The 24,988-nt window shown below is 63.0% G+C and carries 21 protein-coding genes and 2 pseudogenes; 15 read left to right on the top strand and 8 right to left on the bottom strand.

Annotation, left to right across the window (positions count from 1 at the left end):
* Window positions 1-14: 14 nt before the first annotated feature.
* The 3 genes from CSQ95_RS21050 to dapC all read right to left on the bottom strand — a co-directional run bounded on the left by CSQ95_RS21050 (window position 15) and on the right by dapC (window position 3,758).
* The gene (locus CSQ95_RS21050) at window positions 15-1,562 is read right to left on the bottom strand and encodes an FAD-dependent oxidoreductase (RefSeq protein WP_099410916.1); all 1,548 of its coding nucleotides are present in this window, start codon (window positions 1,560-1,562) and stop codon (window positions 15-17) included.
* Window positions 1,563-1,683: 121 nt separating this feature from the next.
* The gene (gene dapD, locus CSQ95_RS21045) at window positions 1,684-2,511 is read right to left on the bottom strand and encodes a 2,3,4,5-tetrahydropyridine-2,6-dicarboxylate N-succinyltransferase (protein WP_070223998.1); all 828 of its coding nucleotides are present in this window, start codon (window positions 2,509-2,511) and stop codon (window positions 1,684-1,686) included.
* A 17-nt stretch (window positions 2,512-2,528) separates the two neighbouring features.
* Window positions 2,529-3,758, bottom strand: coding sequence for a succinyldiaminopimelate transaminase (gene dapC / locus CSQ95_RS21040; RefSeq protein WP_099410915.1), 1,230 nt, complete (start codon window positions 3,756-3,758; stop codon window positions 2,529-2,531).
* 251 nt (window positions 3,759-4,009) lie between these two features.
* On the opposite strand from dapC, the gene tsaB reads away from it, so the two are divergent.
* The 4 genes from tsaB to CSQ95_RS21020 are packed head-to-tail and all read left to right on the top strand — an operon-like array spanning window position 4,010 to window position 7,047.
* A complete protein-coding gene (gene tsaB / locus CSQ95_RS21035) occupies window positions 4,010-4,735 on the top strand; it encodes a tRNA (adenosine(37)-N6)-threonylcarbamoyltransferase complex dimerization subunit type 1 TsaB (RefSeq protein ID WP_180279120.1) in 726 nt (241 codons plus the stop codon).
* Window positions 4,735-5,223 (top strand): ribosomal protein S18-alanine N-acetyltransferase, encoded by a 489-nt coding sequence (gene rimI / locus CSQ95_RS21030; protein ID WP_373632658.1) that lies wholly within the window; start codon window positions 4,735-4,737, stop codon window positions 5,221-5,223. The genes tsaB and rimI overlap by 1 nt, the downstream gene beginning before the upstream one ends.
* Window positions 5,220-6,116, top strand: coding sequence for a uracil-DNA glycosylase family protein (locus CSQ95_RS21025; RefSeq protein WP_099410913.1), 897 nt, complete (start codon window positions 5,220-5,222; stop codon window positions 6,114-6,116). The genes rimI and CSQ95_RS21025 overlap by 4 nt, the downstream gene beginning before the upstream one ends.
* The gene (locus CSQ95_RS21020; protein WP_099410912.1) at window positions 6,109-7,047 is read left to right on the top strand and encodes a DUF1853 family protein; all 939 of its coding nucleotides are present in this window, start codon (window positions 6,109-6,111) and stop codon (window positions 7,045-7,047) included. Before CSQ95_RS21025 ends, CSQ95_RS21020 begins: the two co-directional genes overlap by 8 nt.
* A gap of 22 nt (window positions 7,048-7,069) precedes the next feature.
* Here CSQ95_RS21020 and lplT read toward each other — a convergent pair whose 3' ends face one another.
* Window positions 7,070-8,332, bottom strand: a complete 1,263-nt coding sequence (gene lplT, locus CSQ95_RS21015; RefSeq protein ID WP_099410911.1) for a lysophospholipid transporter LplT — start codon at window positions 8,330-8,332, stop codon at window positions 7,070-7,072.
* Between the two features lie 272 nt (window positions 8,333-8,604).
* Here lplT and alr point away from each other — a divergent pair, with 272 nt between their 5' ends.
* From alr to fliD, 4 genes are all read left to right on the top strand, one after another.
* Window positions 8,605-9,696, top strand: coding sequence for an alanine racemase (alr, locus tag CSQ95_RS21010; RefSeq protein WP_099410910.1), 1,092 nt, complete (start codon window positions 8,605-8,607; stop codon window positions 9,694-9,696).
* A gap of 74 nt (window positions 9,697-9,770) precedes the next feature.
* Window positions 9,771-11,147 carry a DNA repair protein RadA gene (gene radA, locus CSQ95_RS21005; protein ID WP_046683923.1) on the top strand — a complete coding sequence of 459 codons (1,377 nt, stop codon included), beginning with the start codon at window positions 9,771-9,773 and terminating at the stop codon, window positions 11,145-11,147.
* A 131-nt stretch (window positions 11,148-11,278) separates the two neighbouring features.
* Complete coding sequence (locus CSQ95_RS21000; RefSeq protein WP_257218134.1) at window positions 11,279-11,599, top strand: PilZ domain-containing protein; 321 nt, start codon at window positions 11,279-11,281, stop codon at window positions 11,597-11,599.
* 228 nt (window positions 11,600-11,827) lie between these two features.
* Entirely contained in the window at window positions 11,828-13,213 is a 1,386-nt protein-coding gene (gene fliD, locus CSQ95_RS20995; protein WP_099410908.1) for a flagellar filament capping protein FliD, read from the top strand.
* Window positions 13,214-13,317: 104 nt separating this feature from the next.
* Here the strand turns inward: fliD and CSQ95_RS20990 are convergent, their stop codons facing one another.
* The gene (locus CSQ95_RS20990; RefSeq protein ID WP_070223978.1) at window positions 13,318-14,118 is read right to left on the bottom strand and encodes a helix-turn-helix domain-containing protein; all 801 of its coding nucleotides are present in this window, start codon (window positions 14,116-14,118) and stop codon (window positions 13,318-13,320) included.
* 100 nt (window positions 14,119-14,218) lie between these two features.
* Here CSQ95_RS20990 and CSQ95_RS20985 point away from each other — a divergent pair, with 100 nt between their 5' ends.
* From CSQ95_RS20985 to CSQ95_RS20975, 3 genes are all read left to right on the top strand, one after another.
* Complete coding sequence (locus tag CSQ95_RS20985) at window positions 14,219-15,454, top strand: MFS transporter (RefSeq protein ID WP_070223976.1); 1,236 nt, start codon at window positions 14,219-14,221, stop codon at window positions 15,452-15,454.
* Window positions 15,455-15,486: 32 nt separating this feature from the next.
* Complete coding sequence (rraA, locus tag CSQ95_RS20980; RefSeq protein WP_070223974.1) at window positions 15,487-15,981, top strand: ribonuclease E activity regulator RraA; 495 nt, start codon at window positions 15,487-15,489, stop codon at window positions 15,979-15,981.
* Window positions 15,982-16,117: 136 nt separating this feature from the next.
* Window positions 16,118-16,759: a choice-of-anchor C family PEP-CTERM protein gene (locus CSQ95_RS20975; RefSeq protein WP_070223973.1), complete on the top strand. Its 642-nt coding sequence runs from the start codon at window positions 16,118-16,120 to the stop codon at window positions 16,757-16,759.
* A gap of 108 nt (window positions 16,760-16,867) precedes the next feature.
* Here the strand turns inward: CSQ95_RS20975 and CSQ95_RS20970 are convergent, their stop codons facing one another.
* Complete coding sequence (locus tag CSQ95_RS20970; RefSeq protein ID WP_070224176.1) at window positions 16,868-17,251, bottom strand: MerR family transcriptional regulator; 384 nt, start codon at window positions 17,249-17,251, stop codon at window positions 16,868-16,870.
* 81 nt (window positions 17,252-17,332) lie between these two features.
* Between CSQ95_RS20970 and CSQ95_RS20965 the strand changes: the two genes are divergently transcribed.
* From CSQ95_RS20965 to CSQ95_RS20950, 4 genes and pseudogenes are all read left to right on the top strand, one after another.
* Entirely contained in the window at window positions 17,333-17,770 is a 438-nt protein-coding gene (locus CSQ95_RS20965) for a hypothetical protein (RefSeq protein ID WP_070223970.1), read from the top strand.
* Between the two features lie 89 nt (window positions 17,771-17,859).
* Window positions 17,860-19,677: a DUF4153 domain-containing protein gene (locus CSQ95_RS20960; RefSeq protein WP_099410993.1), complete on the top strand. Its 1,818-nt coding sequence runs from the start codon at window positions 17,860-17,862 to the stop codon at window positions 19,675-19,677.
* Window positions 19,678-20,199: 522 nt separating this feature from the next.
* Window positions 20,200-20,696 (top strand): annotated as a pseudogene (locus CSQ95_RS30145) (transposase); the annotation flags it as partial.
* Window positions 20,659-20,802, top strand: a pseudogene (locus CSQ95_RS20950) (transposase); the annotation flags it as partial. The pseudogenes CSQ95_RS30145 and CSQ95_RS20950, both read left to right, overlap by 38 nt.
* 45 nt (window positions 20,803-20,847) lie before the next feature.
* Here the strand turns inward: CSQ95_RS20950 and CSQ95_RS20945 are convergent.
* Entirely contained in the window at window positions 20,848-22,671 is a 1,824-nt protein-coding gene (locus CSQ95_RS20945) for a sensor domain-containing phosphodiesterase (RefSeq protein WP_257218133.1), read from the bottom strand.
* Window positions 22,664-24,385, bottom strand: coding sequence for a methyl-accepting chemotaxis protein (locus tag CSQ95_RS20940; protein WP_099410905.1), 1,722 nt, complete (start codon window positions 24,383-24,385; stop codon window positions 22,664-22,666). The genes CSQ95_RS20945 and CSQ95_RS20940 overlap by 8 nt, the downstream gene beginning before the upstream one ends.
* Between the last annotated feature and the right edge of the window lie 603 nt (window positions 24,386-24,988).

The raw sequence follows: 24,988 nt of genomic DNA, 5'->3' as shown, positions 1-24,988 counted from the left end.
TGCGGCGTTGTCTCTTACACAGGCCGGGGCGTCGTCTTCCCACATTCGGAAGAGCCGAAATGCAGGCCAAGCCGCAAGGCCAAGGCGCGCAGGGCACCGCTTTCCTGCAGGTGCAGGGCCAGCGCGATGTGGCCGTCGGGGCGCACGAGGTAGGCCGCGTCGCGGCCCAGGCCGGCCAGCTTGGCGGCCACGTTATAGGTATAGCAATGCACAGGCAGTTTCAGCACGCGCGCCTCGTCGAGCAGCTCGGGCGCCGGCTCGCCATAGATGTGCAATTGCCAATCCATGCTGCGCAGGGCGATAAAATTGTCTTGCGTGCCGTCCGAGAACCAGGGCAGGCGGTCGCCGCCGCGCAGATATTCCGCATGGCCGGCGGAGAGGGCGCTGTCTTCATAGCTGATCTCGATTTGCGACACGGTCTTGAACAGCAAGCGGCGCGCCCGCGCGAAGCCGGACAGGAAGGGCAGCGCGTGCGGCACCAGCCAGCGCCGCAGGAACTGTCCGGCGATGCCCTGCGCGACGATGGCCTGGAAGGCGCGGTCGGTGGTGGCGACGAGCTTGCGGGCAAACACGATGCGCTCGCTTTCATAGGTGTCGAGCAGGGCATCATTGCTTTGGCCATGCAGCTTTTGCGCCAGCTTCCAGGCCAGGTTGACGGCATCGCCCAGGCCCGTATTCATGCCCTGGCCGCCCACGGGGCTGTGCAGGTGGGCCGCATCGCCGAGGATGAAGCAGCGGCGCGCGCGGAACTGGCCCGCCACGCGGTGATGGACTTTATAGGTGGAAAACCAGTTCACGTGTTCGACGTGGATGCCCAGCAGGTTTTCCACGTCGCTACGCACGTCGTCGAAGACGGGCGCGGGCGCGCCGTCGGGACGGTCGGGCAGGATGCCGATCAGGCGCTGCATGCCGCTGGTGCGCACGGGCAACATCAGCGCGAAAGAGTTCGCGCCCAGGTGGGCGTGCAAATCCGTATTCTTGCCGGCTACTTGCGCGTCCGCCACGTAGTACAAGTGGTCGTAGGTGCCGCCGGAAAAGTCAAAGCCGGCGATCTCGCGGACCTTGCTGCGGGCGCCGTCGCAGCCGCAGATATAGTCAAACGTACAATATTGTCGTTCGCCATTGTTGAGCAGGATGGCTTGCACTTCGCTATCGTCCTGCGTCCACAAGTCCAGCGTGACATTCCATTCCACGTGCACGCCGGCCGCCGCCAGCTTGCTGATCAGAAAGCGTTCATGCTCGTCCTGGGGCAGGCTCAGCACGAAAGGATAGGGGCTCAGGCCTTCGCCGATCTCGCCCAGCGCCAGTTTTACCAGCTCCTCGCCGCCTTCGTGGATGTGCATGGCATTGATCTTGATGCCCAGGTGCACCAGTTCGTCGGCAAAGCCCAGCTGCTGGTAAAACTCCAGGGTGCGCGCATGCACGGCCATGGCCCGCGACGCCTGCCCGGGGCCGCTGTTTTTATCGATGATGCGGCAATCGACGCCATGGCGCGCGAGGCGCAAGGCAAGCATGAGGCCGGTAGGACCGGCGCCGACGATCAATACGGGAGGAGTATTCATGCCATCCAGTATAGGACAGGATGGGAGAGGACAGCGGGACGATTGAAGTTGCTAGTCGGAAATGAAAATGTCCCGCCGGAGCGGGACATTCAGGTATTACTTATGCTTCACAGCGCAACGATCAAATGCCACGCAGGAGTTCGTTGATGCCGGTCTTGGCGCGGGTTTTTGCATCCACGCGCTTGACGATCACGGCGCAGTACAGCGAGTACTTGCCATCTTCCGAAGGCAGGTTGCCCGAGACCACGACGGAACCGGCTGGCACGCGGCCGTAGGTCACTTCGCCCGTGGCGCGGTCGTAGATCTTGGTCGACTGGCCGATGTACACGCCCATCGAGATGACGGAATTTTCTTCGACGATCACGCCTTCGACGATTTCCGAACGGGCGCCGATGAAGCAGTTGTCTTCGATGATGGTCGGGTTCGCTTGCATCGGTTCCAGCACGCCGCCGATGCCGACGCCGCCGGACAGGTGGACGTTCTTGCCGATCTGCGCGCAGGAACCGACGGTGGCCCAGGTGTCGACCATGGCGCCTTCATCGACGTAGGCGCCGATGTTGACGTAGGACGGCATCAGCACGACGTTCTTGGCGATGAAGCTGCCGCGGCGGGCGACGGCTGGCGGCACCACGCGGAAACCGCCCTTGGCGAAGTCTTCGGCCGTGTAGTTGGCGAACTTGGTCGGCACCTTGTCGTAGAACTGCATCGTGCCGTCCGATGGCAGGACGACGTTGTCTTCCAGGCGGAACGACAGCAGCACGGCTTTCTTGACCCACTGGTTGACGACCCAGTCGCCCGAGGTTTTTTCCGCCACGCGGATGCTGCCGTTGTCCAGGCCATTGATGACGTGGGAGACGGCGTCGCGCAGTTCGGCCGTGCCGTTGCGCGGATTGATCTCGGCGCGGTTTTCCCAGGCCTGGTCGATGATGGTTTGCAGTTGTTGGCTCATGATGATGTCTTGTTTATTTAGTTGGTTGATGCGGATGCGGAAAGCTGCTGGCAGAATTTTACTATGCGCAACGCCGCTTCCAGCCCTTCGGCCGTTTCGGCCACCAGGGCCATGCGGATGCGGTTGCGGCCGGGATTGATGCCGTGCGCGTCGCGCGCCAGGAAGCTGCCAGGCAATACCGTGACATTATATTCGGCGTACAGGCGTTGCGCGAATTCGGTGTCGGACAGGCCCGTGCGGCTGACGTCGGCCCACAGGTAGAAGCCGGCGTCCGGCAATTGCACGTCCATCACCGATTGCAGCAGCGGCGTGATGGCGTCGAACTTGGCGCGGTACTTGGCGCGATTTTCCTCGACATGGGTTTCGTCGTTCCAGGCCGCGATGGAGGCCGCCTGCACGGCGGGGCTCATGGCGCCGCCGTGGTAGGTTCGGTAGAGCAGGAATTTTTTCAGTACTTCCGCGTCGCCGGCGACGAAGCCCGAACGCATGCCCGGTACGTTCGAGCGCTTCGACAGGCTGGAAAACACCACCAGGCGCGCATACGGGCGCTCGATGGTGGACAGGCCCAGCATGTGCGCCGCCTGCAGCGCGCCCAGCGGGGGCGTGTCGCCGTGGTAGATTTCGGAATAGCATTCGTCTGCGGCGATGACGAAGTCGTAGCACTCGGACAGGGCGAACAGGTGTTCCCAGTCCGTCAAGGTGAGCACGGCGCCCGTCGGATTGCCCGGCGAACACAGGAACAGCAGCTTGACCTTTTCCCACACGCTGGCCGGTACGCTGTCGTAGTCGCAGCCGAAATTGCGCGCCGGGTCGGAATTGACGAAATACGGTTCGGCGCCGGCCAGGTAGGCGGCGCCTTCATAGATCTGGTAAAACGGATTCGGGCTGATCACGAGCGAGCCGGCTGCCGGATCGATCACCGTTTGCGCCAGCGCAAACAGCGCTTCGCGCGAACCGTTCACGGGCAGGATTTGCGTGGCAGGATTGAGCTTGGGGATGCCGTAGCGGCGTTCCAGCCAGCCGGCAATCGCGCTGCGCAAGGCTTCCGAGCCGATGGTGGTCGGATAGCTGGCCAGGCCGTGGATATTGTCGACCAGCGCCTGCTCGATAAAGGCTGGCGTCGGGTGCTTGGGTTCGCCCATGCCCAGGCTGATGGGCGCGTACTCGGGATTGACGGTCACGCCGGCAAACAGCTGGCGCAGCTTTTCGAATGGATATGGTTGCAGTTTAGCAAGAAGTGGATTCACGGAACGGACCAGGGCAAGAGTGGAAAGACGATGTTGCTGAGCGATGTAGCTTGGTAGTGTTGCTTAGTCATGGCTGAACGATTGCTTGGCGCGGCAGACTTGATGCCGGTCAAATAATAGGCTGCGTCTTTCATTATAGCCGTCCTCGCGGGGCCGCTGTGCAAGCCGCGTTAGCTTGACCGCTACCCGCCTGCTCCTGGCAGGCCGTAGCGGGGAGTGCCGCGCCATGGCGCGGCAAGGTAAAATACGGCATGCCTATCTTACTTCCCACCTTGCTTGCCATTGAAACTTCGTCCGAACTCGCCTCCTGCGCCTTGCTGCGCGGCGATGTCGTCCTGTCCCGTGCCTCGTCGGGCGTGCGCACCCATTCCCAGTCGATCTTGCCCATGGTGCAGGAATTGCTGGCCGAAGCGGGCGTGACCCTGGCCGACGTCGACGCCATCGCCTACGGCTCCGGCCCCGGCTCGTTTACGGGCGTGCGCACGGCCTGCGGCATCGCGCAGGGTCTGGCCTATGGCGCCAATTTGCCTGTCGTGCCCGTCGTCACGCTCGACGCCATGGCCCTCGCTTGCCACCAGCAGCATGGCTCACAGCACATCGTGACCGTGCTCGACGCCCGCATGGGCGAAGTGTACTGGGCGCAATATGACTATCAAGATGGCTTGCAAGCCGTCCTGCCGCCGGCCTTGAGCGCGCCGGCCGGCGTGGCGCCACAAGGCGACGTGACCGGCTGCGGCAACGGCTTTGGTGCCTACGCCGAAGCGCTGGCCGCGTTGCCGTGCGCCGCCACGGCCGACGCCGCCATCATGCCGCACGCCGTGCAAGTGGCGCAGCTGGCGCGCATCGCCTTTGCGGCCGGCCAGTGCGTGACGGCGGCCGATGCGCAGCCTTTGTACTTGCGCAACAAGATCGCCTACACGAGTGCCGAGCGCCTCGACATGCAGGCCGCCAAGGCCGCTGCGGAGTCGGCGCAATGATGGAGACGGGCAAGGACAGCGCGGCAGGCTGGGACTTGCTGCGCCTCGACTATCAGCCGATGCAGGAAGCGGACTTGATTGAGGTGCTGGCGCTGGAGCAGCGCGTGTATCCGCATCCCTGGACGCACGGCAACTTTGTCGATTCCCTCAACAGCGGCTACCCGGCCTGGGTGCTGCGCGACGTGGATGGCACCTTGCTGGGCTACTTCTTGCTGATGCTGGTCGTCGACGAAGCGCATTTGCTGAATGTGGCCGTCGAGGGCGCCATCCAGGGGCAGGGGCTGGGCCGCTTCCTGCTGAACCAGTCCTGCGCCTGCGCGCGCCAGCTGGGCATGGAATCAATGCTGCTGGAAGTGCGCCCGTCGAATACGCGCGCGCTCGATATTTACCAGCGCTATGGATTTGAACAGATCGGCCGCCGCAAGGGATACTATCCGGCCAGCAACTCGCAACGTGAGGACGCCATCGTGATGCGTTATACCTTATGAGCCGCAGCGCCGTTTTCCTCGATGAAATGGGCGTCGGCCCCCTGTGGCGCCTGCGCCAGGGCGCTGTGCCCGAGGTCGTGGATATTGTCGTCGAGGCTGCCGTGGAGGCGGAAGTCGCCGTGGCGGAGCCCGTGGCCGAAGCCGTGGAAGCCGTGGAAGCCGTTGAGGCAGTGACCGAGGTGACTGCCGAGGTGGTCGCGGAGGTAAGGGCCGAGGCGCCCGTCGCCGTTGCCGCTACGCCAGTGCCTGCCGCCGCGCCCGACGACACGGCCTGGTTCGACGACGCGCCGCCACCGCCGCCCGTCAAACAGCTCAGCGATACGGATATCGCCGCCCTCGACTGGGAAGGCTTGACGGCCGCCGTGGCCAAATGCGCGCGCTGCGACTTGTGCAAGACGCGCAAGGGCGTCGTCATGGGCCGTGGCGACCGCCAGGGTGCGTGGCTGATGCTGGCCAGCAGCCCTTCGCGGCTGGAAGAACGCGAAGGGCGCGCCTTGCCGGGCGAGCAGGGCAAATTGCTCGACAATATGTTGAAAGCCATCGACGTCGACGCGGGGCGCGACGTGTACATCACGCACCTGCTGAAATGCCGTCCGCTTGACGAGACGGGCCAGGAACGCTTGCCCACCGAGGCCGAGTCGGCCGCCTGCCGTCCGTATTTTGACCGCGAACTGGCCCTGCTGCAGCCGCGCACCATCGTCACCCTCGGTTCGATGGCCGCCGCCGGCATCAATCCCGGCGAAAAACCCGTACGGGGCAAGGTGCGCCAGCTGGGCAGTGCGTCCGTCGTGGCCACCTTCCACCCAGAGCAACTGTTGCAGGACGGGACGGGCAAGGCCAAGGCGCGTGCCTGGGCCGACCTGTGCCTGGCGAAAAGCACGCACGGTGGTTGATACGGCCGTCTCTACCTTCCAGGCCCGCTTCGAACGCCGCTGGGGCCATCTGACGCACCCCCGCGTGCGGGCGCTGGCCTGGCTGCTCGACTCGCCCGACTTGCTCGATCCTGCCAGCCCCCACTGGGGCGGGCGCATCGCCAGCTTGCCCCCCGTCACGCCTGCCGTGGCGGCGTGGCTGGGCGCGCTGCAGGACGATCCGTCGCCGCTCGATGCGGCGTTGGGACTGAAATTCTATTCCCGCCTGGGCCTGTACGCTGAAAAGCTGCTGGCCTTTTATTTTGAGCAACATGGCTTGCTGGCCGCGCATGGCTTGCAAGTGCAGGTCAACCGCAACGACACGGTGGGCGAGTTTGATTTTCTGCTGCGTGACGAGAGTGAATTGCTGCACTGGGAATTCGCCACCAAGTTCTACCTGCTCGAAGGGGCGCCCGATCCCGGCGACTTCAACCATTTGATTGGCCCGAACCTGGCCGACACCCTGGGCTTGAAGATGCGCAAGATTCTCGACAAACAACTGGCCTTGTCCCGCCACCCGGCCGCGCAAACCCTGCTGGCGCACCCCGTGCGCGCGGCGCAGGCGCTGGTCAAGGGCTGGCTGTTTTATGCGGCCGGCGTGACGCCCGCCATGGACGGCATTTCCCCCGAACACGGTCACGGCTTCTGGTGCACGCCAACACAATTACCCGAGCAGCGCTATGTCGTGCTGCCGCGCCTGCAATGGCTGGCGCCGTTCAAGGGCCGCGACGTGGACGTGCTCGACGTGGAGGCCCTGCGCGCGCAGTTGTTTGATCTGGCGCAACCGGTGATGGTGGCCACCGTGGATACTATCGAAGGCTGGGAAGTGGAGCGCACGCGCGGTTTTGTCGTGCCGCATGACTGGACGCAGCAGGCTGCCGCACGGCGGATAGCGGGTGCGCTACCTGCGTAATGTTGGGGTCAGACCCCGGAAGTTAATGCTTCTGCTCGCCAATCAATGACAAGTTGTCATGCTCAGCCTGGTTCAGCTTGTGCTTGCGCATGATGGCGTACATGGTGCCGGCAACAAACAGGCCGAACAGGGTGATGATGATGTTGAGCGGCAGGTGCAAGCGGATCATGATCGAATACACGGCCAGCATGGTGAGAATCGACAGGTTCTCGTTGAAGTTCTGCACGGCGATGGAATGGCCTGCACTCATCAGCACGTGGCCGCGGTGTTGCAGCAGGGCATTCATGGGCACGACGAAGAAGCCGGACAGGGCGCCGATCAGGATCAGTAGCGGGTAGGCGATCCACACGGAGTGTACTTGCGTCATCATCATGACGATCACGCCCATGGCGATACCGAGCGGAATGACGGTCAGCGATTTGCGCAGCGGAATGAAGCGTGCCGACAGCACGGCGCCGGCGGCCACGCCGATGGCAACCACGCCCACCAGGCTGGTCGCCTTGTCGAACGGCATGTTCAGCGATTGCTTGGCCCATTCCAGCACGATCAGCTGCAAGGTGGCGCCGGCGCCCCAGAACAGGGTCGTCACGGCCAGGGTGATCTGGCCCAGCTTGTCTTTCCACAGGATGGAATAGCAATTGGCAAAATCGGTAATCAGTTTGATAGGATTGCGTTCCTGGTGCGGATACACGCAGCCCGTGTCGGGAATCTTCAGGTTGGCCAGGGTCGCCAGCGCATAGATGCCCACCACGACGCACAAGGCCGCTTCCGTCTTGCTGGTGATGCCCGTGTTGATCAGCGGAATGTCGATCGACAGCAGCATGTCGGACACGTGGCCGCTGACGAGCGCGCCGCCCATGACGGTGCCGAGGATGATGGAAGTGACGGTCAAGCCTTCGATCCAGCCATTCGCCGCCACGAGCTTTTCCGGCGGCAGCAGTTCCGTCAGGATGCCGTACTTGGCGGGCGAGTACACGGCCGCGCCAAAACCGACGACGGCGTAGGCCAGCAACGGGTGTACATGGAAGAAGACGAGGGCGCAGCCGAAGATCTTGACCATGTTGGCGATGAACATGACCTTGCCTTTTGGCAAAGCATCCGCGAAGGCGCCGACAAAAGCGGCCAACAGCACGTAAAACAGCACGAACGACAATTTGAGTAGCGGCGTGATCCACGCCGGGGATTTCATGGACACCAATAAATCGACGGCGACAAAAAAGAGGGCGTTATCTGCCAGCGAGGAAAAGAACTGCGCCGCCATGATGGTATAAAAACCACGATTCATTCTGGATTGCCTGAAATCATATCTGGCTTGCTTTATACCACGAAAAAACAGCAAACCCCAAGTTTGGCAGGGGCTGCTTTGCATAGTCTTGCCTAAGCGAAGCTTAATTTTTCTGCCGTAGAAAAATACACATATATGTGAGCATTTTATACATGGTGTCCTGTGCGCCGGTCTGGCTCCCGCTTGCGGCGCGCGCCGGCGGACCCGCGTGCCGGACCGCATGCGGCCCATCCGGTAAAATACGGCTTTCCCACCTGCCGTGAACGACGCATATGCCCAGGCCCCTCTTCGCCACCATCCATCTCGATGCCATGCAACACAATCTGGCGCGCGCGCGTGCCGGTGCCCGCGGCGCCAAAGTGTGGGCCGTCGTCAAGGCGAATGCCTATGGTCACGGGCTGGAACGGGCCATGCGGGGCTTTGCCGACGCCGATGGCCTGGCGCTGGTCGAGGTCGATTATGCCGTGCGTTTGCGCGAACTGGGCTGGACCAAACCCATCCTGCTGCTGGAAGGGTTTTTCGACGCCAGCGATTTGCCTGTCATGGCGCAATATGGATTGAATGGCAGCGTGCATTGCGAAGAACAGATCGCCATGCTGGCAGCGGCCCGCCTGCCGCACGCCATCGACGTGCACCTGAAAATGAATACGGGCATGAACCGCCTGGGCTTCACACCGCACGCCATCGCCGCCGCGTATGCGCGCTTGCGCGCCATGCCGCATATCGGCACGATCACCCTGATGACGCATTTCGCCAATGCGGACGAGGCGGGTCCCACGCGCTTGCCGTTGGAACAGCAGATGCTGCGTTTTGAAGCGGGCGCCTCCAGCATCGGTACGCCGCTGCCGCGCAGCCTGTGCAATTCGGCCGGCGTGCTGATGCACCATCTGGACAGCGACTGGGTGCGCCCCGGCATCATGCTGTATGGCGGCACACCCAGCGGCGCTCCCGGCGGCACGTCCGCGCAGGCGTTCGGCTTGCTGCCCACGATGACCTTGCGCAGCAGCATTATCGGCATCCAGGACATCGCCGCCGGCGACGTGGTCGGCTACGGCAGCCGCTATGAGGCGGCCGGCAACGTCAAGGTGGGCGTGGTGGCCTGCGGCTATGCGGACGGCTACCCGCGCCACGCCCCCGAAGGCACGCCCGTGCTGGTCGACGGCGTGCGCACGGGGCTGATCGGCCGGGTGTCGATGGACATGCTGATGGTCGACCTGACCCACGTGCCGGGCGCCAAGGTCGGCAGCAGCGTCACCTTGTGGGGGCAGGGCATGCCGATCGACGAGGTGGCGCTGGCCGCCGGCACCATCGGCTACGAGCTGATGTGCGCACTGGCGCCGCGCGTCCCGGTGATCGAAGCGTAGGGTGACGCGGAAGCGCGGTTTGTATATACTGTATATATAACCAGCTGTTTCATCTTACCCGGGCAAAGTACACCATGGCAAAAGTCAAGACCATCTACACCTGCAGCGATTGCGGCGCCATCAGCAACAAATGGATGGGGCAATGCACCTCGTGCAACCAGTGGAATACCATGGTGGAAACCCTGCCCGAGACGGGCGGCAACAACCGCTATTCGAATCCGCAGCACATGTCGCTGGCGCAGACGGCGCCCGTGCTGTCGCTCGACGATATCGACGCCATCGACGTGCCCCGCTTCGGCACGGGCATCGAGGAATTCGACCGCGTGCTGGGCGGCGGCATGGTGGCGGGCGGCGTCGTGCTGATCGGCGGCGACCCCGGCATCGGCAAGTCGACCCTGCTGCTGCAGGCGCTGGCGAACATGTCGCACCACAAGCGCGTGCTGTACGTCAGCGGCGAAGAATCGGGCGCGCAGATCGCCCTGCGCGCCAAGCGCCTCGTCATCGACGCCAAGGAACTCAAATTGCAGGCGGAGATCCAGCTGGAAAAGATCCTCTCCACCTTGAACGACCTGAAGCCGGAAGTGGTGGTCATCGACTCGATCCAGACCGTGTATTCGGACGCCCTCAGCTCGGCGCCCGGTTCCGTGGCGCAAGTGCGCGAATGCGCGGCGCAATTGACGCGGGCGGCCAAGCAGACGGGCGTGACCATCATTTTGGTGGGCCACGTGACGAAAGAGGGCGCGCTGGCCGGCCCCCGCGTGCTCGAGCATATCGTCGACACGGTGCTGTATTTCGAGGGCGACGCCCACTCCAGTTTCCGCCTCGTGCGCGCCATCAAGAACCGTTTCGGCGCCGTCAATGAGCTGGGGGTGTTCGCCATGACGGAAAAGGGCTTGAAAGGGGTGTCGAACCCGTCCGCGCTGTTCCTGTCGCAGCACGACAACCAGGTGCCTGGCTCGTGCGTGATGGTGACGCAGGAAGGCACGCGCCCCCTGCTGGTGGAAATCCAGGCCCTCGTCGATACGAGTCACTTGCCCAATGCGCGCCGGCTGTCCGTCGGCCTGGAGCAGAACCGCCTGGCCATGCTGCTGGCCGTGGCGCATCGCCATGCGGGCATCGCCGCCTTCGACCAGGATGTGTTCATCAACGCCGTCGGCGGCGTCAAGATCACGGAACCGGCGGCCGACCTGGCCGTGTTGTTGGCAATCAATTCGTCGATGCGCAACAAGCCCCTGCCGCGGGGGCTCGTGGTGTTTGGCGAAGTGGGACTGGCCGGCGAAATCCGCCCCGCGCCGCGGGGCCAGGAACGCTTGCGCGAAGCGGCCAAGCTGGGCTTTACCCTGGCCGTGGTGCCCAAGTCCAACCTGCCGAAGCAAGTCATCGAAGGCCTCAAGGTCATCGGCGTCGAGCGCATCGACGAAGCGTTCAATAAATTGCGCGACCTGGAGTAAGAGTTGGTATGGTTTAAATGCCAAGCTTGAGGTAAGTCAAACAAAGTTTCCGTTTGGAACTATAATATTTGTCCGATGAATTCGCGTAGCGAGTTCGCGTCGACAATGAATTGATAGAGAAGCGGAATATAGTGTTAGTTGAGCAAAGGCAGGGCGCACGCAAGATATTGCGTGCCAAGGCAATGTTGGTGATGGACGGCGCGGACCCCGTGGCGGCGCGCACCCTTGACGTGGGGCCGGGCGGCATGACGGCCGTCATCGCGGAACCGCTACCGGCAGGCAAGCAGGGCAAGGTGCTGTTCGAGCTGTTTTACGATGGCGCGGCGCACATCATTGAGGCGCGCGTGTCCGTCTCGCACTGCATTTTCAGCAGTGCAGGTTTCAAGGTGGGACTCACTTTCCCGCAGCTGGACATGGCTGTCAGCAGCGCCATTTCGAGATTCATGCGCTGAAACAAGATAAGATCGGCTGCAAATGAAATGCGCTAAAATGGTGCATATGGGTTTGCAGTCAGGAAAAACCTGTTCTGTTCGCTGTTTTGATATTCCGGTAATACTGCATAATTATCAACCAGAAGAGGGACCTTGCCGCGCCACGCGCGCCTGCCGTCCGTTTCCAGCGCAGCACGGTCAAGACCTGAACCGTGTGCCATGACCATACACCCGACGGGAATGCCTACCATGTTTAATTCGACCATCAACAGCAGGGCTTACACCAACAACACGCAGCAGACGACGCAGGGCAATATCTCGGCCGATGTGTATGCGAAGGTGGAGCGCCAGATGCAGTCGCAGAACACGGGCGTCGTCAAGCTCAACGCCAGCCTGGCGCGCGACCAGGCCAAGTTCTCGGGCCTGGGCCAGCTGCAATCGGCGCTGGCAAAATTCCAGACCGTGGCCAAGAACATGGCCGGCAGCGGCCTGGCCACGTCGGCCACGTCGAGCACCAAGGATGTGCTGAGCGCCACCACCACCGACAAGGCCGTCAGCGGCAGCCATGAGCTGAACGTCAAGCAACTCGCGCAGGGACAGACCCTGCTCAGCGGCGCGCAGAAATCGTCGAGCGCGGCCATCGGCACGGGGGCGCCGGCGCTGGTCAAAATCGAAGTGGGCACGGCCGACGGCAAGCAATTTACGCCCGGCAGCGGCAAGGTCATTTCGCTGACGATAGACAGCAGCAACAATAGCCTTGACGGTATCGCCGCCGCGCTCAAGCAGCAGGGCGTCGACGCCAGCGTGGTGAAGGGCGCCGATGGCTATTCGCTGGCCATCAATGGCAAGAGCGGCGCCGACAGCAGCATGCGCATCAGCGTGTCCGGCGACGCTGCCGTCAGCAACCTGCTCAGCTATGCACCCGGCGCCGGCAAGGGCCTGCAGCAGACGGCTGCCGCGCAGGATGCGCTGCTCACCGTCGACGGCAAGGAGATCAAGAGCGCCACGAATACCTTGACGACGGCGGTCGAGGGCGCCACCATCGAATTGAAGAAAAAGGGCACGACCGATCTCGTCATCGCCAAGGACAGCAGCCAGATCGCGACCAATGTGGCCAGCTTCGTCACGGCCTACAATGAACTCAACAGCAAGCTGCAAAGCCTGCAGCAGGGCGACTTGAAATCCGACACGGCCCTGGGCCAGGTGCGTTCGCAGATGGAGCAAGTGCTGCGCACGGCCAGCACGGGCGTGCCCGCCTCCATCCTCAGCAGCGCTGGCGTGACCTTGGGCAAGAGCGGAGAACTGGTGCTCGACGATAAAAAACTCAAGGCCGCCATCGCTGCCGACCCGGATGCCGTCAGCAAGTTGTTTACGAATAACGGCAAGGGCGTGGCCGACCAGTTTTCCAGCAAGATCGGCGAGCTGACAGGCGAAACGAGCATCATCCGCAAGGAAGTGCAGACGGTCGGCAAGGATATCACCACGCTGACCAACAAGAAAGCCGTGCTGGCCAAGGCGCTGACGGCCCAGGCGCAGGCGCTGATCAAAGCCTATTCGGCCCAGGAACAGATGGGAACGAACTCGGCCTTGCCGGGCTATACCGGCAAGAATTCCCTCTTCGACTTCATGGCCTGAGGGCGCACCACTAAAGCGCCCATGGCGGTGTTGCGCCGCCTTGCCGTACCAGCGTACTGTCTGCGGCGCTGCCCCTTGCCCTGAGCACGATATCGGCGCGCTTGCTATATTCGTTCGCCCTGGGCAAAGAAGGCCGATGGCGAACTGCCGAAAGTCTTCTTGAACATGGCGGAAAAGGCCGACTGGCTAGCGTAGCCCAGTTCTTCGGCCACCTGCGACAGCGGCACGCCGCGCGCGATCAGGGGCGCCGCGTGCGCCAGGCGCACCTGCTGGCGCCACTGGCCAAAACTCATGCCCAATTCGCGTTCGAACAGCCGTGCCAGGGTGCGTTCCGAGGCGCCGACCAGCTGCGCCCAGTGTTCCAGGGTCTGATTCAGACCCGGTTTCTCGATCAGGCTGTCGCACAGGGTCTTCAGGCGCTTGTCGCTGGGCAAGGGGACGCGGATGGGGCGCGTGGACGAGCGTTTCAATTCATCGAGGATCAGTTCGGCCAGCAAGGCCTCGCGCGCCGGTTCCTGGCCCGGATCCAGCTGTTCCAGCGCCATGATCAGCTGGCGCAGCAGGTTCGACACTTCCAGCACCTTGCAATCCTGGCCCGCGAACGGCGCGCGTGCGGCGTGGATGCACAGGGGGCGCAAGCGGGTTTTTTCCAGTATCGTGACGGCATGCTCCACGTTGGGCGCGATCCAGATGGCGCGCATGGGCGGCAGCACCCAGCTGCTGTTGTTGGCAGTGATGCGCAGCACGCCTTCGAGCGCCATCGTGACCTGGCCCCAGGGGTGGGTATGCGGTAACAAGAATTCATCGGGTTGCAGGTCGCGCGCGATCATCGTCACGGGGATGGTCGCGCTGGGCGCTTCCCGCGGCGGACACATGCGGGTATGGTGGAGGATAGGTACACCCATCAGCTTGGCCTTAATTCGATAAATTATGTCATCCTGTCGGAAAACAGACGATGATATTTTGCATACACTTGAGCTTCACCAGTATAAGACAGGGTATGACATGATAACAACTAACTCAGCATCCGAACTTCCAACCTTGCGCGGCGATGCGCGCGTCATCGCCCTGGTGGGGCTGGCGCATGGCGTGTCGCACTTCTACCATCTGATCCTCGCGGCCCTGTTCGTCTGGCTGAAACCCGCATTCGACCTGTCGTATGCGGAGCTGGGCCTGCTGATGACGGTGTTTTTCATCATCTCGGGCGTGGGGCAGGCGCTGGCCGGCTTTGTCGTCGATCGCTTCGGCGCCCGCGCCGTGCTGTTTTCCGGCGTCTTTCTGCTGGGCGTGTCGGCGCTGGCCCTGTCCACCGCGCACAGCTATGCCGCGCTGATGCTGGGCGCCATGCTGGCCGGCATGGGCAACAGCGTGTTCCATCCTGCCGACTATACCATCCTCAACCAGCGCGTTTCGGCGGCCCGCGTGGCCTACGGTTTTTCCGTGCATGGCATCAGCGGCAACATCGGCTGGGCCCTGGCACCGCTGTTCATGACGTATGTCGCCACCCATTATGACTGGCGAATCGCGCTGCAATGCGCGGCCGTGCTGCCGTTCGGCGTGCTGCTGATCCTGTTCCTGAACCGTCACGCCATCCGCCCCGAGCCTGTCAAGAAAGCCGCAGCGGGTCAGCCGGCTGGCGGCGAAGGCACCCTGGATTTCCTGCGCCTGCCCGCCGTGTGGATGTGCTTTGCCTTCTTCTTCATTACCGCCATCGCCCTGGGCGGCATCCAGAGCTTTGCCAGCGTGGCCCTCGTCAAGCTGTACGGCATGAGCCTGGCGTTGGCCACCAGCGCCTACACGGCCTATATGCTGGCCTCGGCCGTGGGCATGCTGGCCGGCGGCGTGGTGGGCGCGCGCAGCAAGCAGCCGGACCGCAACGTGGCGATCGCCTTTTCCGCCGCCGCGCTGCTGGCCGTGCTGCTGTCCATGGCCGTCGTGCCGGCCTGGGGCGCGGTGGTGCTGATGGGCGCCATCGGCTTGACCTCGGGCGTGGCGGGGCCGTCGCGCGACTTGATGATACGCGCGGCGGCGCCGAAGAATGCCACCGGGCGCGTGTATGGCGTCGTGTATTCGGGCCTCGACAGCGGCCTGGCCGTCGGTCCGCTGTTCTTTGGCGCGCTGATGGATGGCGACCATCCGGCCCTGTTGTTCGTGTTTATCGGCCTGTTCCAGGCGCTGGCGATTGCCACGGCCGTGGGAGTGGGCGGCAAAACACGTGCCGCCGCGCTGCAAAAGGCATAGAATCGTTGCCATCTGCTACGAAAGGAATCTCCATGACCTTTGCCACCACCGACCTGTGCGACGACTATGCGGCCATGCTCGACGACGGCACTCTGGCCGTGCTGCCGCCCGTGTACCGCGCTTTCGGCCAGCGCGTGCGTTTCAGCGGGCCCGCCACCACCTTGCAAGTGTTCGAGGACAACGCCCTCGTGCGCAGCACGCTGGAAACGCCGGGCCAGGGCCACGTGCTGGTCATCGATGGCGGCGGCAGCCTGCGCCGCGCGCTGGTGGGCGGCCAACTGGGCGTGCTGGCCGAAAGCAATGGCTGGGCCGGCATCGTTGTCGATGGCTGCATCCGCGACAGCGAGGAAATCAATGTCTGCCAGATCGGCGTGCGCGCCCTGGCCACGCATCCGCGCAAGAGCAACAAGACGGGCGCCGGCCAGCGCGACGTGCGCGTGCAGCTCAGCGGCGTGGCCGTGCATCCGGGCGACTGGATCTATGCCGATGCGGACGGCATCCTGGTGGCGAGGCAGGAACTCGATTGACGGCGCAGCGCGCCTGAAAGCGTTGCAAATTATCTATATTCAATATATTTCTGCAAAGTTCTTTGATTTTCATCACGGCTGAGATATGATTTCACTTAAGGAAACTTTAATATCAACAAAGCAAGGAAATCAGATCATGAAAATCGCCACCATCGCAGCAGTTGTCGCCCTGTTTGCCGCAGGCACCGCCAGCGCCAGCCCCGTCAACCTGATTACGAACGGCAATTTTGACACGGTCGCTTCCGGTTATACCTTCGACAGCGGTTTTAAAGTCGTCAACAGCGGTTCCTCGGCCATTACGGGCTGGACCGTGGGCGCCAGCTCCGTCGACCTGATCCGCAATGCATATAACGCCATCGATGGCTACAGCATCGATATGCTGGGCACGCCTGGCCCTGGTTTCCTGTCGCAAAATTTCAATGTCGTTGCCGGCCAGACTTACAATCTGAGCTTTGACATGGCGCGCAATTCCGGCGGCCCCGCAGGCCAGGGCGTGAGCGTCAATTTCGGTGGCGCGGCCGGTAATTTCTACTCGACCGCTGCCGCGTCGAACACCTTGTACAGCAACACCCTGAGCTTCACTGCCGCTTCCACCGGCCTGGCGACCCTGTCGTTTGCCAGTGCCGCCAAGGCCGGCACGCCATTCGATAATTACTCGGGCGCCGTCATCGACAACGTGTCCGTGATGGCCGCCGTGCCGGAACCGGAAACCTACGCCATGCTGCTGGCCGGCCTGGGCCTGATGGGTTTCCTGCGCCGCCGCAAGGCTGCCAAGTAAGCCGGGGTTGCCCGACATCAAACCGCCTGCTGCCATGCACAGGCGGTTTTTTTACGTCAGGGGTCTTGTGCGCTGCCTGCGCCCAGCAGGAACAGCCACGGCAGCAGTTCAGGGATTCGCACCGGCATCGCCGCGCAACGGGCACGCCGCCGCTGCCGCCCCCATACGCCGCACCAGTTCGCCGCGCAACTGCGTCAGTCCATCGATGCGCGCATCGATTTCACCGAGCTTGCGCGCCAGCGCCGCGCGCAGCAGATCCGCCGTGGCGGGATCGCCGGCGGCCGCCAGCAGCGGCATGTCGGCCTCGATTTCCGCCAGGGTAAAGCCCAGCTGCTGCGCCGTGCGCAGGTAGCGCAGCCAGTCGGCCGCTTCGGGCGGGTAGTCGCGGTAGCCGTTCGCGCCGCGCCGCGCGCGCAGCAAGCCCCGTTTTTCATAGAAGCGCAGGGTATCGCGGCTCAAGCCCGTCGCCTGTGCCATCTCGCCGATCTGCATGGTTTTTTCTTTCATAAAATGCTTGACCATGGAGTGTACTCCAAGCTTGATCATGGGCGCTTTTCATAGACAGGAGTTCCCATGTTGTCCGTTTCCGCCTTCCGCCGCGTGGTGCGCGCCAGCGCCATTTATGATGTGCTCATGACGGCCCCGTTTATCACGCCGTGGACGTTTTTGCTGCTGCGCGAACACTTGAACGCCCTCAATGTGGGCCTGGGCGGCGCGCCGCTGCCTCTCTTCGAGCCCTTGCATCTGCTGATCAGCAGCTTGTTTGGCAGCGTGGTGATGGTCTGGTCCGTGCTGCGCATGCTTGACCCGCAGCCGCGCTTCGGCCGCTACGACGCGGCGGCCCGCTACCTGTTTTCCACCTGGATGGCGTGGGCGCTGCTGGAGACGGGCCAGCCTTTGTTGTGGCTGTTCCTCGTGCCGGAACTGGCCTGGGGCCTCGCGCAAAGCCTGCCATTGCACCGCGCCGGGGATGGGCGGGAAGGGCGCGCGCACGAATCGCTGTTGAGATGAATATAACGAAATGCAATAATGGCCGTGCTTTACAGCAATAAACGACTATTAAAGGAATGACTATGCAGCAGGATGCCGCAGGAAAAAACATGGCGTTGCTCGATCCGGTGGTGGCGCCGCGCATCGCGGTGACGCGCCTGGTGACGGGCTTGCTGCAAGGCTTGCTGCTGTACTGGCTGTACAGCACGGCGCAGGACAAGGTGTGGCCCGCGACGGAAGCCTACCTGCTGGGGCCGCTGATGCTGATCAGCTTGCTGCTGCCCATCCTGCTGGTGTCCAGCCTGGGCCATATGTCGGTGAAGCGCATCGCGCTGTGGATGGCGGGCGCGGCCGTCGTGCTGGCCGTGCTGGCCTGGCATGACGTGGCGCGCGGCGCCGAACACGTGATCTGGGGCAATTACAAGCCGGGCGCGCCCCTGCGCGTCATTTCCGCCCAGCTGTTCGGTTTTTGCGTCGTCGGCTTGTATATCGCCCATGCGCTGGTGCTGGCCAGCGCCCAGGATAGCCAGCGCATCGCCCGCTATCCGACCTACTTTGAAATCGCCTGGAAGCTGGGCATCCAGCTGCTGTTCTCCCTGCTGTTCGTGCTGGGCCTGTGGCTGGTGCTGTGGCTGGGTGGGCAGCTGTTTCTGCTGATCAAGCTCAGTTTCCTGAAAAAGCTGTTGGGCCAGGCCTGGTTCGTGATTCCCGTCATCTGCTTCGCGTTCTCGTTCGCCATCCACATTACGGACGTGCGCCCATCCATCGTGCGCGGCATCCGCACCTTGCTGCTGGTGCTGCTGTCATGGCTGGTGCCGATTGCCGCCGTGCTCGTTTCCGGTTTCCTGCTGACCCTGCCATTCATCGGCTTCGAGCGCCTGTGGGCCACGCGCCATGCGGCGTCCGTGCTGCTGGGCATGGCCGGCGTGCTGGTGGTGCTGATCAATGCCGCCTTCCAGAATGGCGAAGTGGGCCATGGCGTGGCGCGCGGCATCCGCCTGGGCACGCGCCTGGCATGTTTGCTGCTGCCGTGGGTGGTGGGCATTGCCATCTATGCGCTGACCCTGCGCGTGATGTCGCATGGCTGGACCTCCGACCGCCTGATCGCCGCCGCTTGCCTGCTGGTCGCCACCTGCTACGCCGCCGGCTATGCCTGGGCGGCCAGCAAGTACGGCGACTGGCTGCACCTGATCGCCAACGTCAACGTGGCCACCGCCTTTGTTACCCTGCTGGTGCTGTTCGCCCTGTTCTCGCCGCTGGCCGACCCGGCGCGCATTTCCGTGGCCAGCCAGATGGCGCGCCTGGAAAGCGGCAAGGTTGGCGTGGACAAGTTCGATTTCGAATACCTGCGCTTCCAGGGCGCCCGCTACGGCCAGGCGGCCTTGCAGGAACTCAAGACGCGTACGACGGGCCCGGACGCCGCCATCGTGCGGGCGCGCGCCGAGGCCATGCTCAAGCGCCAGAACCGTCTCGACGAGACGGGCGCGCTGAGCGACGTGTCGATCAACCTGACCCTGCGCCCGGCCACGGCCAAGCTGCCGCAGAGTTTCCTGCGCCAGGACTGGACGCAAGTGAGCCCGGCCTGGCGCCTGCCCGCCTGCCTGAAGCGGGCAGGGCCCCAGTGCGACGCCTACCTGCTCGATTTCGATGGCGACGGCAAGCAGGACGTGCTGCTGATCAGCAATGACCCGCGGGCCTCATCCGTCTTGCTGGCCGAGAAGGACGACGGCAGCTGGACCGCGCGCGGGCAAATCCCCACCGACGCCCTGCGCTGCAAGCCCCTGCGCGAAAAACTGCAGGCGGGCGAGTTCCAGCTGGTGCCGCCGAAAGTGCGCGAGCTGGAAGTCGACGGCCAGCGCGTACCGATGACCTTGTACACGCAGGAGGATGAGGTCAGCTGCCCGGAGGAGACGGCGGCGGCGCCGTAAAGGGCCGGCAGATGGCTGGAAGCACCGGATAAAACCACTTGCTTGTCATGAAAGTAATGACTTCGTGGGCTGAGCGATTCCGGTCGTCTGCTACCGGCCTATTGTGTTGAAAAACACGGGTACGTTGATGTTTAGATAGAAATCCTGTCAACCTCGACTGGCCAGAACCGCCGCTATTGAACGATCACCGACTGCATGGAGGTCTGATACATTCCGAAATGGTTGCCGTTCGAATTTTTCAACACAATAGCTAGAAGCAGCCATTTGAAGTTTTTAGGAATTACAATGTCCTTTCGCTCCCTATCAATCCACGACGCTACGCTGTCAGCCATTTACGTCAGCTGGGAGGCTGCCCGATGCGACATTCGATTGTGACCAGTTGGCTTGCCGCCCCATTTGCTCGTATTTGAGGGATTTACACACATCGAACTTCCACGACGTGAGAGTTGGGGGGCGTCTGTAGTGGTTTAATGTACCCGGACACTGATTTAGGCGAGAATGCTCGCCATGGAGAGGTGTTTGATGAGCAAGCAAAGACGTACGTTTTCCCCTGAGTTCAAACAGCAGGCGGCATGTTTGGTGCTGGATCAAGGATGCAGCCGCGTGGAGGCAAGCCGGTCGGTGGGCATCGGCGAATCAGTGCTGCGCCGCTGGGTGCAGCAGCTTCAGTTGGAGCGGCAGGGCATCACGCCACAGAGTAAGGCAATGACGCCTGATCAGCAGCGAATACAGGAACTCGAAGCACGCATTGAGCGTCTCGAGCGGGAGAAGCCCATTTTAAAAAAGGCTACCGCGCTCTTGATGTCGGAAGGGATAGAACGTACGAGGTAATCGATCAGATCTGTGGTGACGAATCAATCGAGTTGATCTGCGCGGTGTTCGACGCAGCGCGGTCATGCCTGTATGCGTATCGGGAGCGCGCCCGGCACATTGATGTTGAGCGCATGGCATTGCGTAGCCGCGTGCACGAGCTGTTCGTCGATCCCCAAGCGCTGGGTGGTAGAGCGCAGCTTTGCCTGGCTGGAGAAAAACAGACGACTATGGAAAAACTGCGAACGATGGCTCAACACCAGCTTGCAGTTCATCCACTTGGCGTTCCTGGCGATGCTGATCAGGAGATCGTGAACACGTTCTAAGAATATCTTCGCAGTCGTCTTCTACGCCCGAGAGCTACAGGTGATCGAACGTTGCCCGTAGATGCACTGCAAAGGCCTCGGCGGTTAGTGGCTTGGCCATGTAGTAACCCTGTGCTTCATCCACGCCCCACTCGCGTAGCAGCGCCAAGGTTTCCGCTGTTTCGACGCCTTCGGCTACGATGTGGTACTCCAGCTCCTTAGCTAGAGCAATCAGCGACTGTGCGATGCGCCGGTCGCGCGGGCTGGTGTCGAGGTGGCGGATCAGCGACTGGTCGATTTTCACCACCGAGGCCGGAACTTGCTGCAGGTAGGCGAAATTGCTGTAGCCAGTACCGAAGTCATCCAGGGCCAGTCCCATGCCCAGCGCACGGATCCCGTGCAGCAAGTTGAGCACCGCCGGGCTATGCATCCACAAGCCCTCGGTGCACTCGATCTCCACCATGGACGGCTCGATCCCGGTTTCCCGGCAAGCCGCTTCAAGACGTTTAATCAGGTCCGCCTCCTCGAAATTGGGCGCCGCCAGGTTGATGGCGAGCTTGACCGGCAAGCCCTCGTCCTTCCATGCCGCCATCTGCCGTAGAGCCGCCGCGACGACCCATGCCGACACGGGCCGAATCAGGGCGGTGCGCTCGACCAGCGGGATGAATTCCGCCGGCGAAATCGGCCCCAGCTCGTGATGCCGCCAGCGCAGTAGCGCTTCTCCTCCGTGATAGCGGTTGCTGCGCAAGTCCAGTTTGGGCTGGAAGTCCAATGTCAGGCCGCGCCCGTCCGCTTGATCAGGCAGCAGCGCATCCTGAATGTCATTGAGCAAGCGGAAACGCCGCTGGTGCAGCACATCGGCTTCGGCATCATAGTCGGACCAGCGCTGGCGCCGTGCCAGCGCCTCGTGCAGCGCAGCCACTGCCTTGCGCGGTGCATCGCGCAGGCTGTCGTGGGTCTGTTCCACGCGGACAATGCCACCATAGCTGGGCAGGTTCAGGGGAACTGCCATACTCTCCACCGGCTCTTCCAGTGCCGCCGTCAGGCCGCGCAGATGCAGGCCCAGCGTATCGCCCCTGCCTGCATGCGAGAGCAGCGCGAAGCGGCCATCACTGATGTGATACACGTCGGCCTCGCCCCTGAGCAAAATCTGCAGGCGTTGGCCGACGTTGCGGATCAACTCGTCGTGGATGCGCGGGCCCAGTACGCTAGCGATCTCAAAGGAAGTAGTGGCGTCGGGCATGTCGATGTAGGCGAGCGAGCGAAGGCCCGTCGACGCGCCCTGCGCCGACGCATCGACCGGCACCAGCGACGCCAGATCCTCGCGCAGCTGGTACTTGTTGGGCATGGCGGTCAGGGAATCGACCCGTCCGATGGCACGTCGCAGCAGCAGCTGCGACATGGCCAACGCGGCCAGTTGTTGCAGTTGCCGGCGCTGGGCAGCGTCAAAGCTTCGGCGCCGGGTATCGGTCACGCACAGGGCGCCGATGGCGTGGCCTTCGGGCGTGAGCAGCGGCGCCCCCGCGTAGAAGCGGATGTACGGGGGGCCTGCGACCAGCGGGTTGTCGGCGAAGCGTGCATCGGCGGCAGCGTCCTCAACCAGCATCAGGGCGCGCTGGCTGACGGTATGGTCGCAGAAGGACAGCTCACGCGAGGCCGCGCACATATCAGGGCCACTTTGCGACTTGATCCACTGTTGCCGTGCGTCGATGAGCGAGATGTAGGCACCGCTGACCTCGAACAGGGAGTGGCACAGGCGAGTGATGTTGTCCAGGTCTTCGGAGGTGCCCGTGTCGAGCAAGTGCAGGGCATGCAGCGCGGCCAGGCGCTGCGGTTCATCGCCGGGCCAGGCCGTCAGGGCCATGCTGTCGTTAGCCACGGACACGCTTGCCGACGTTGACTAGGCGCAGCGGGGGCGGCGAGGCCGGTTCCGCGATCTGCACAGTGGCATCTTCGAGGGAGAGGGCAAGGTCCATGACCGGTGCCGCCGGAGAGGGCGTGCCCAACTGGAACACCCCTACGGCGTGCGTCAGGTGCCGGGCCTGGTCTTGCAGACTACCCACGGCGGCGCTGGCTTGTTCCACCAGGGTGGCGTTCTGTTGTGTGACCTGGTCCATCAGCGCGATGGCCTTGTGCACCTCTTCGATACCCAGGCTTTGTTCACGGCTGGCCGAGGAAATCTCGCCCATCACGTCGGTGACCTGCTGCACGCTGGCCACGATCTGCTCCATGGTCTCGTCGGCGCGTTCGACCAGGCGCGTGCCTGCCTCCACGTTGTCCACCGAGGCATCAATGAGCTGTTTGACCTCCTTGGCCGCTGCGGCGCTACGCTGGGCCAGGTTGCGTACCTCTGTGGCCACCACCGCGAAGCCGCGCCCCTGCTCTCCGGCGCGTGCCGCTTCCACTGCGGCATTCAGGGTCAGAATGTTGGTCTGGAAGGCGATGCCGTCGATGACGCCGATGATGTCGACGATTTTGCGGGAGGAGGTATTGATTGCTGCCATGGTGTGCACCACTTCGTCCACGATGGCACCGCCTTCTTTGGCGATGTACGAGGCGTTGTGGGCCAGTTGGTTGGCCTCGCGTGCATGGCCGTCATTCTGCTTGACGGTGGCGGTCAGCTGTTCCATGGCCGAGGCGGTCTCTTCCAGGGAGGCGGCCTGGTCTTCCGTACGGGCCGACAGGTCGCCATTGGCGGCGGCGATCTGGGCGCTGATGGTGGCGACACCGGAGGCGGCATCCCGTACCTCGGTCACGGTACTGCGCAGATTGCCGCTCATCTCGGCGAGCGCGGCCATGATGCTCTGATGCTTGCCGGACTCGACGCGCCGCAGCGCCACCATGTGGTACAGCTCGCCGCGATCGACCGCCAATGCCAGCTGCTTGACTTCGTCAGGCTCGGCACCCAGGGCGCGGCCGATGCTGCGGGTGATCAGCATGGCCAGGACCGCGCCGGCCACCATGGCGATCGCCAGCAGCACCAGCATGAAGGTCTGGAAGCCGCGTGCCGTCGAACGTGCCTTGGCCGATTCGGCCTGACTCATGCTTTCCTGCAGATCGATGAACGCATTGACCGCCGCCAGCCATTCGATAAAGGCCGGCTTGGCCTCGGCCAGCATGACCCGGCGCGCGCCATCGGCGTCACCGCTGGCGCGCAAAGCCATGATGCGCGCGGCCAGCGGCACACTGCGGGCTTCTACCGCCTTGATCCGGGCCAGGGCCTCGCGCTCCTTCGTATTGGGTGCATGTACTCCATGGGCAGAGAAGATATCATCGAGGGGCCTGGCCGACTGCTGGTAGTCGGCGTCGAGGCGGTTGATCAGCAATACGACATCCTTGACCTCGGTATCGCCTACCAGGGTCAGGTCGCGCAGGGCGATAGCGCGGTCATGGACGCTGCCACGGAAGTTGATGGCATAGCGTTGCTTGACGTTATTGTCCTCGCTCACCGTGGTGAGGCTGCCTTCGATCGAATTTACCTTACGGATGCTCACCACCGTCAGCACCAGCATCATCGCCAGCATCAGGGCAAAGCTCAGCCCAAGCCGGGCGGCGACACTGAGCGTTTTTCGTTTCTCATGTGCACTGATCATTTGTTTCCCTTGTTGTATAAATTGCTCAGGCACCCTGCCGTTTTGGCTGATGGCCCCGCCATCCTTGTCGGAACCGGCGTTTATTTGATAAGAGACGATGGCAATCCCCCCCCCCCACGCGAAAACCGAACCATGCGTCTGGCGCTTCAACGCAGCACACACCGCGCCAACTGGATGGACGTGGCGACCCCAAACTATCCGCGGCCGTCACTCCCCCCCATCCCCGACATAAACTAAGCCTTTGCCGGGCCGCTAGCCGCCGTTCCCTTACGAAACTATTCCGGCCGCCGGGTACTCAACCGCCTAGCACAGAGTGTCTAATATTCTGACCCGACCTTAGGTGGTTGGCAGAGCCTGCCCGCACCGTAGCCAAAGACGGAGCCGAAGGCGGGAGAAGAATCTAGCAAGAAGGTGAAGCTCGCGGAGGCGGCGCATTCGCTTGACCGCAACCAGCCTACGCGGAGAAAGGGTACCGGCACAGCTCAGATGGCAAGTCCAGTCTAGTTACCGTGCATTACACGGGGAGTTTAAAGGGGAACACAGGCGCAACGGATCGTGCATGGTCCGGACGAGCCGCCTTCGCGTGACATAATCCGTGCCGCT

Origin of the sequence: Janthinobacterium sp. BJB304 (assembly GCF_002735765.1) — a bacterium.
Classification (GTDB): domain Bacteria; phylum Pseudomonadota; class Gammaproteobacteria; order Burkholderiales; family Burkholderiaceae_D; genus Janthinobacterium.
Note: the sequence above shows the minus strand (reverse complement) of the source record. Positions and strands in the feature narration are given on the sequence as shown.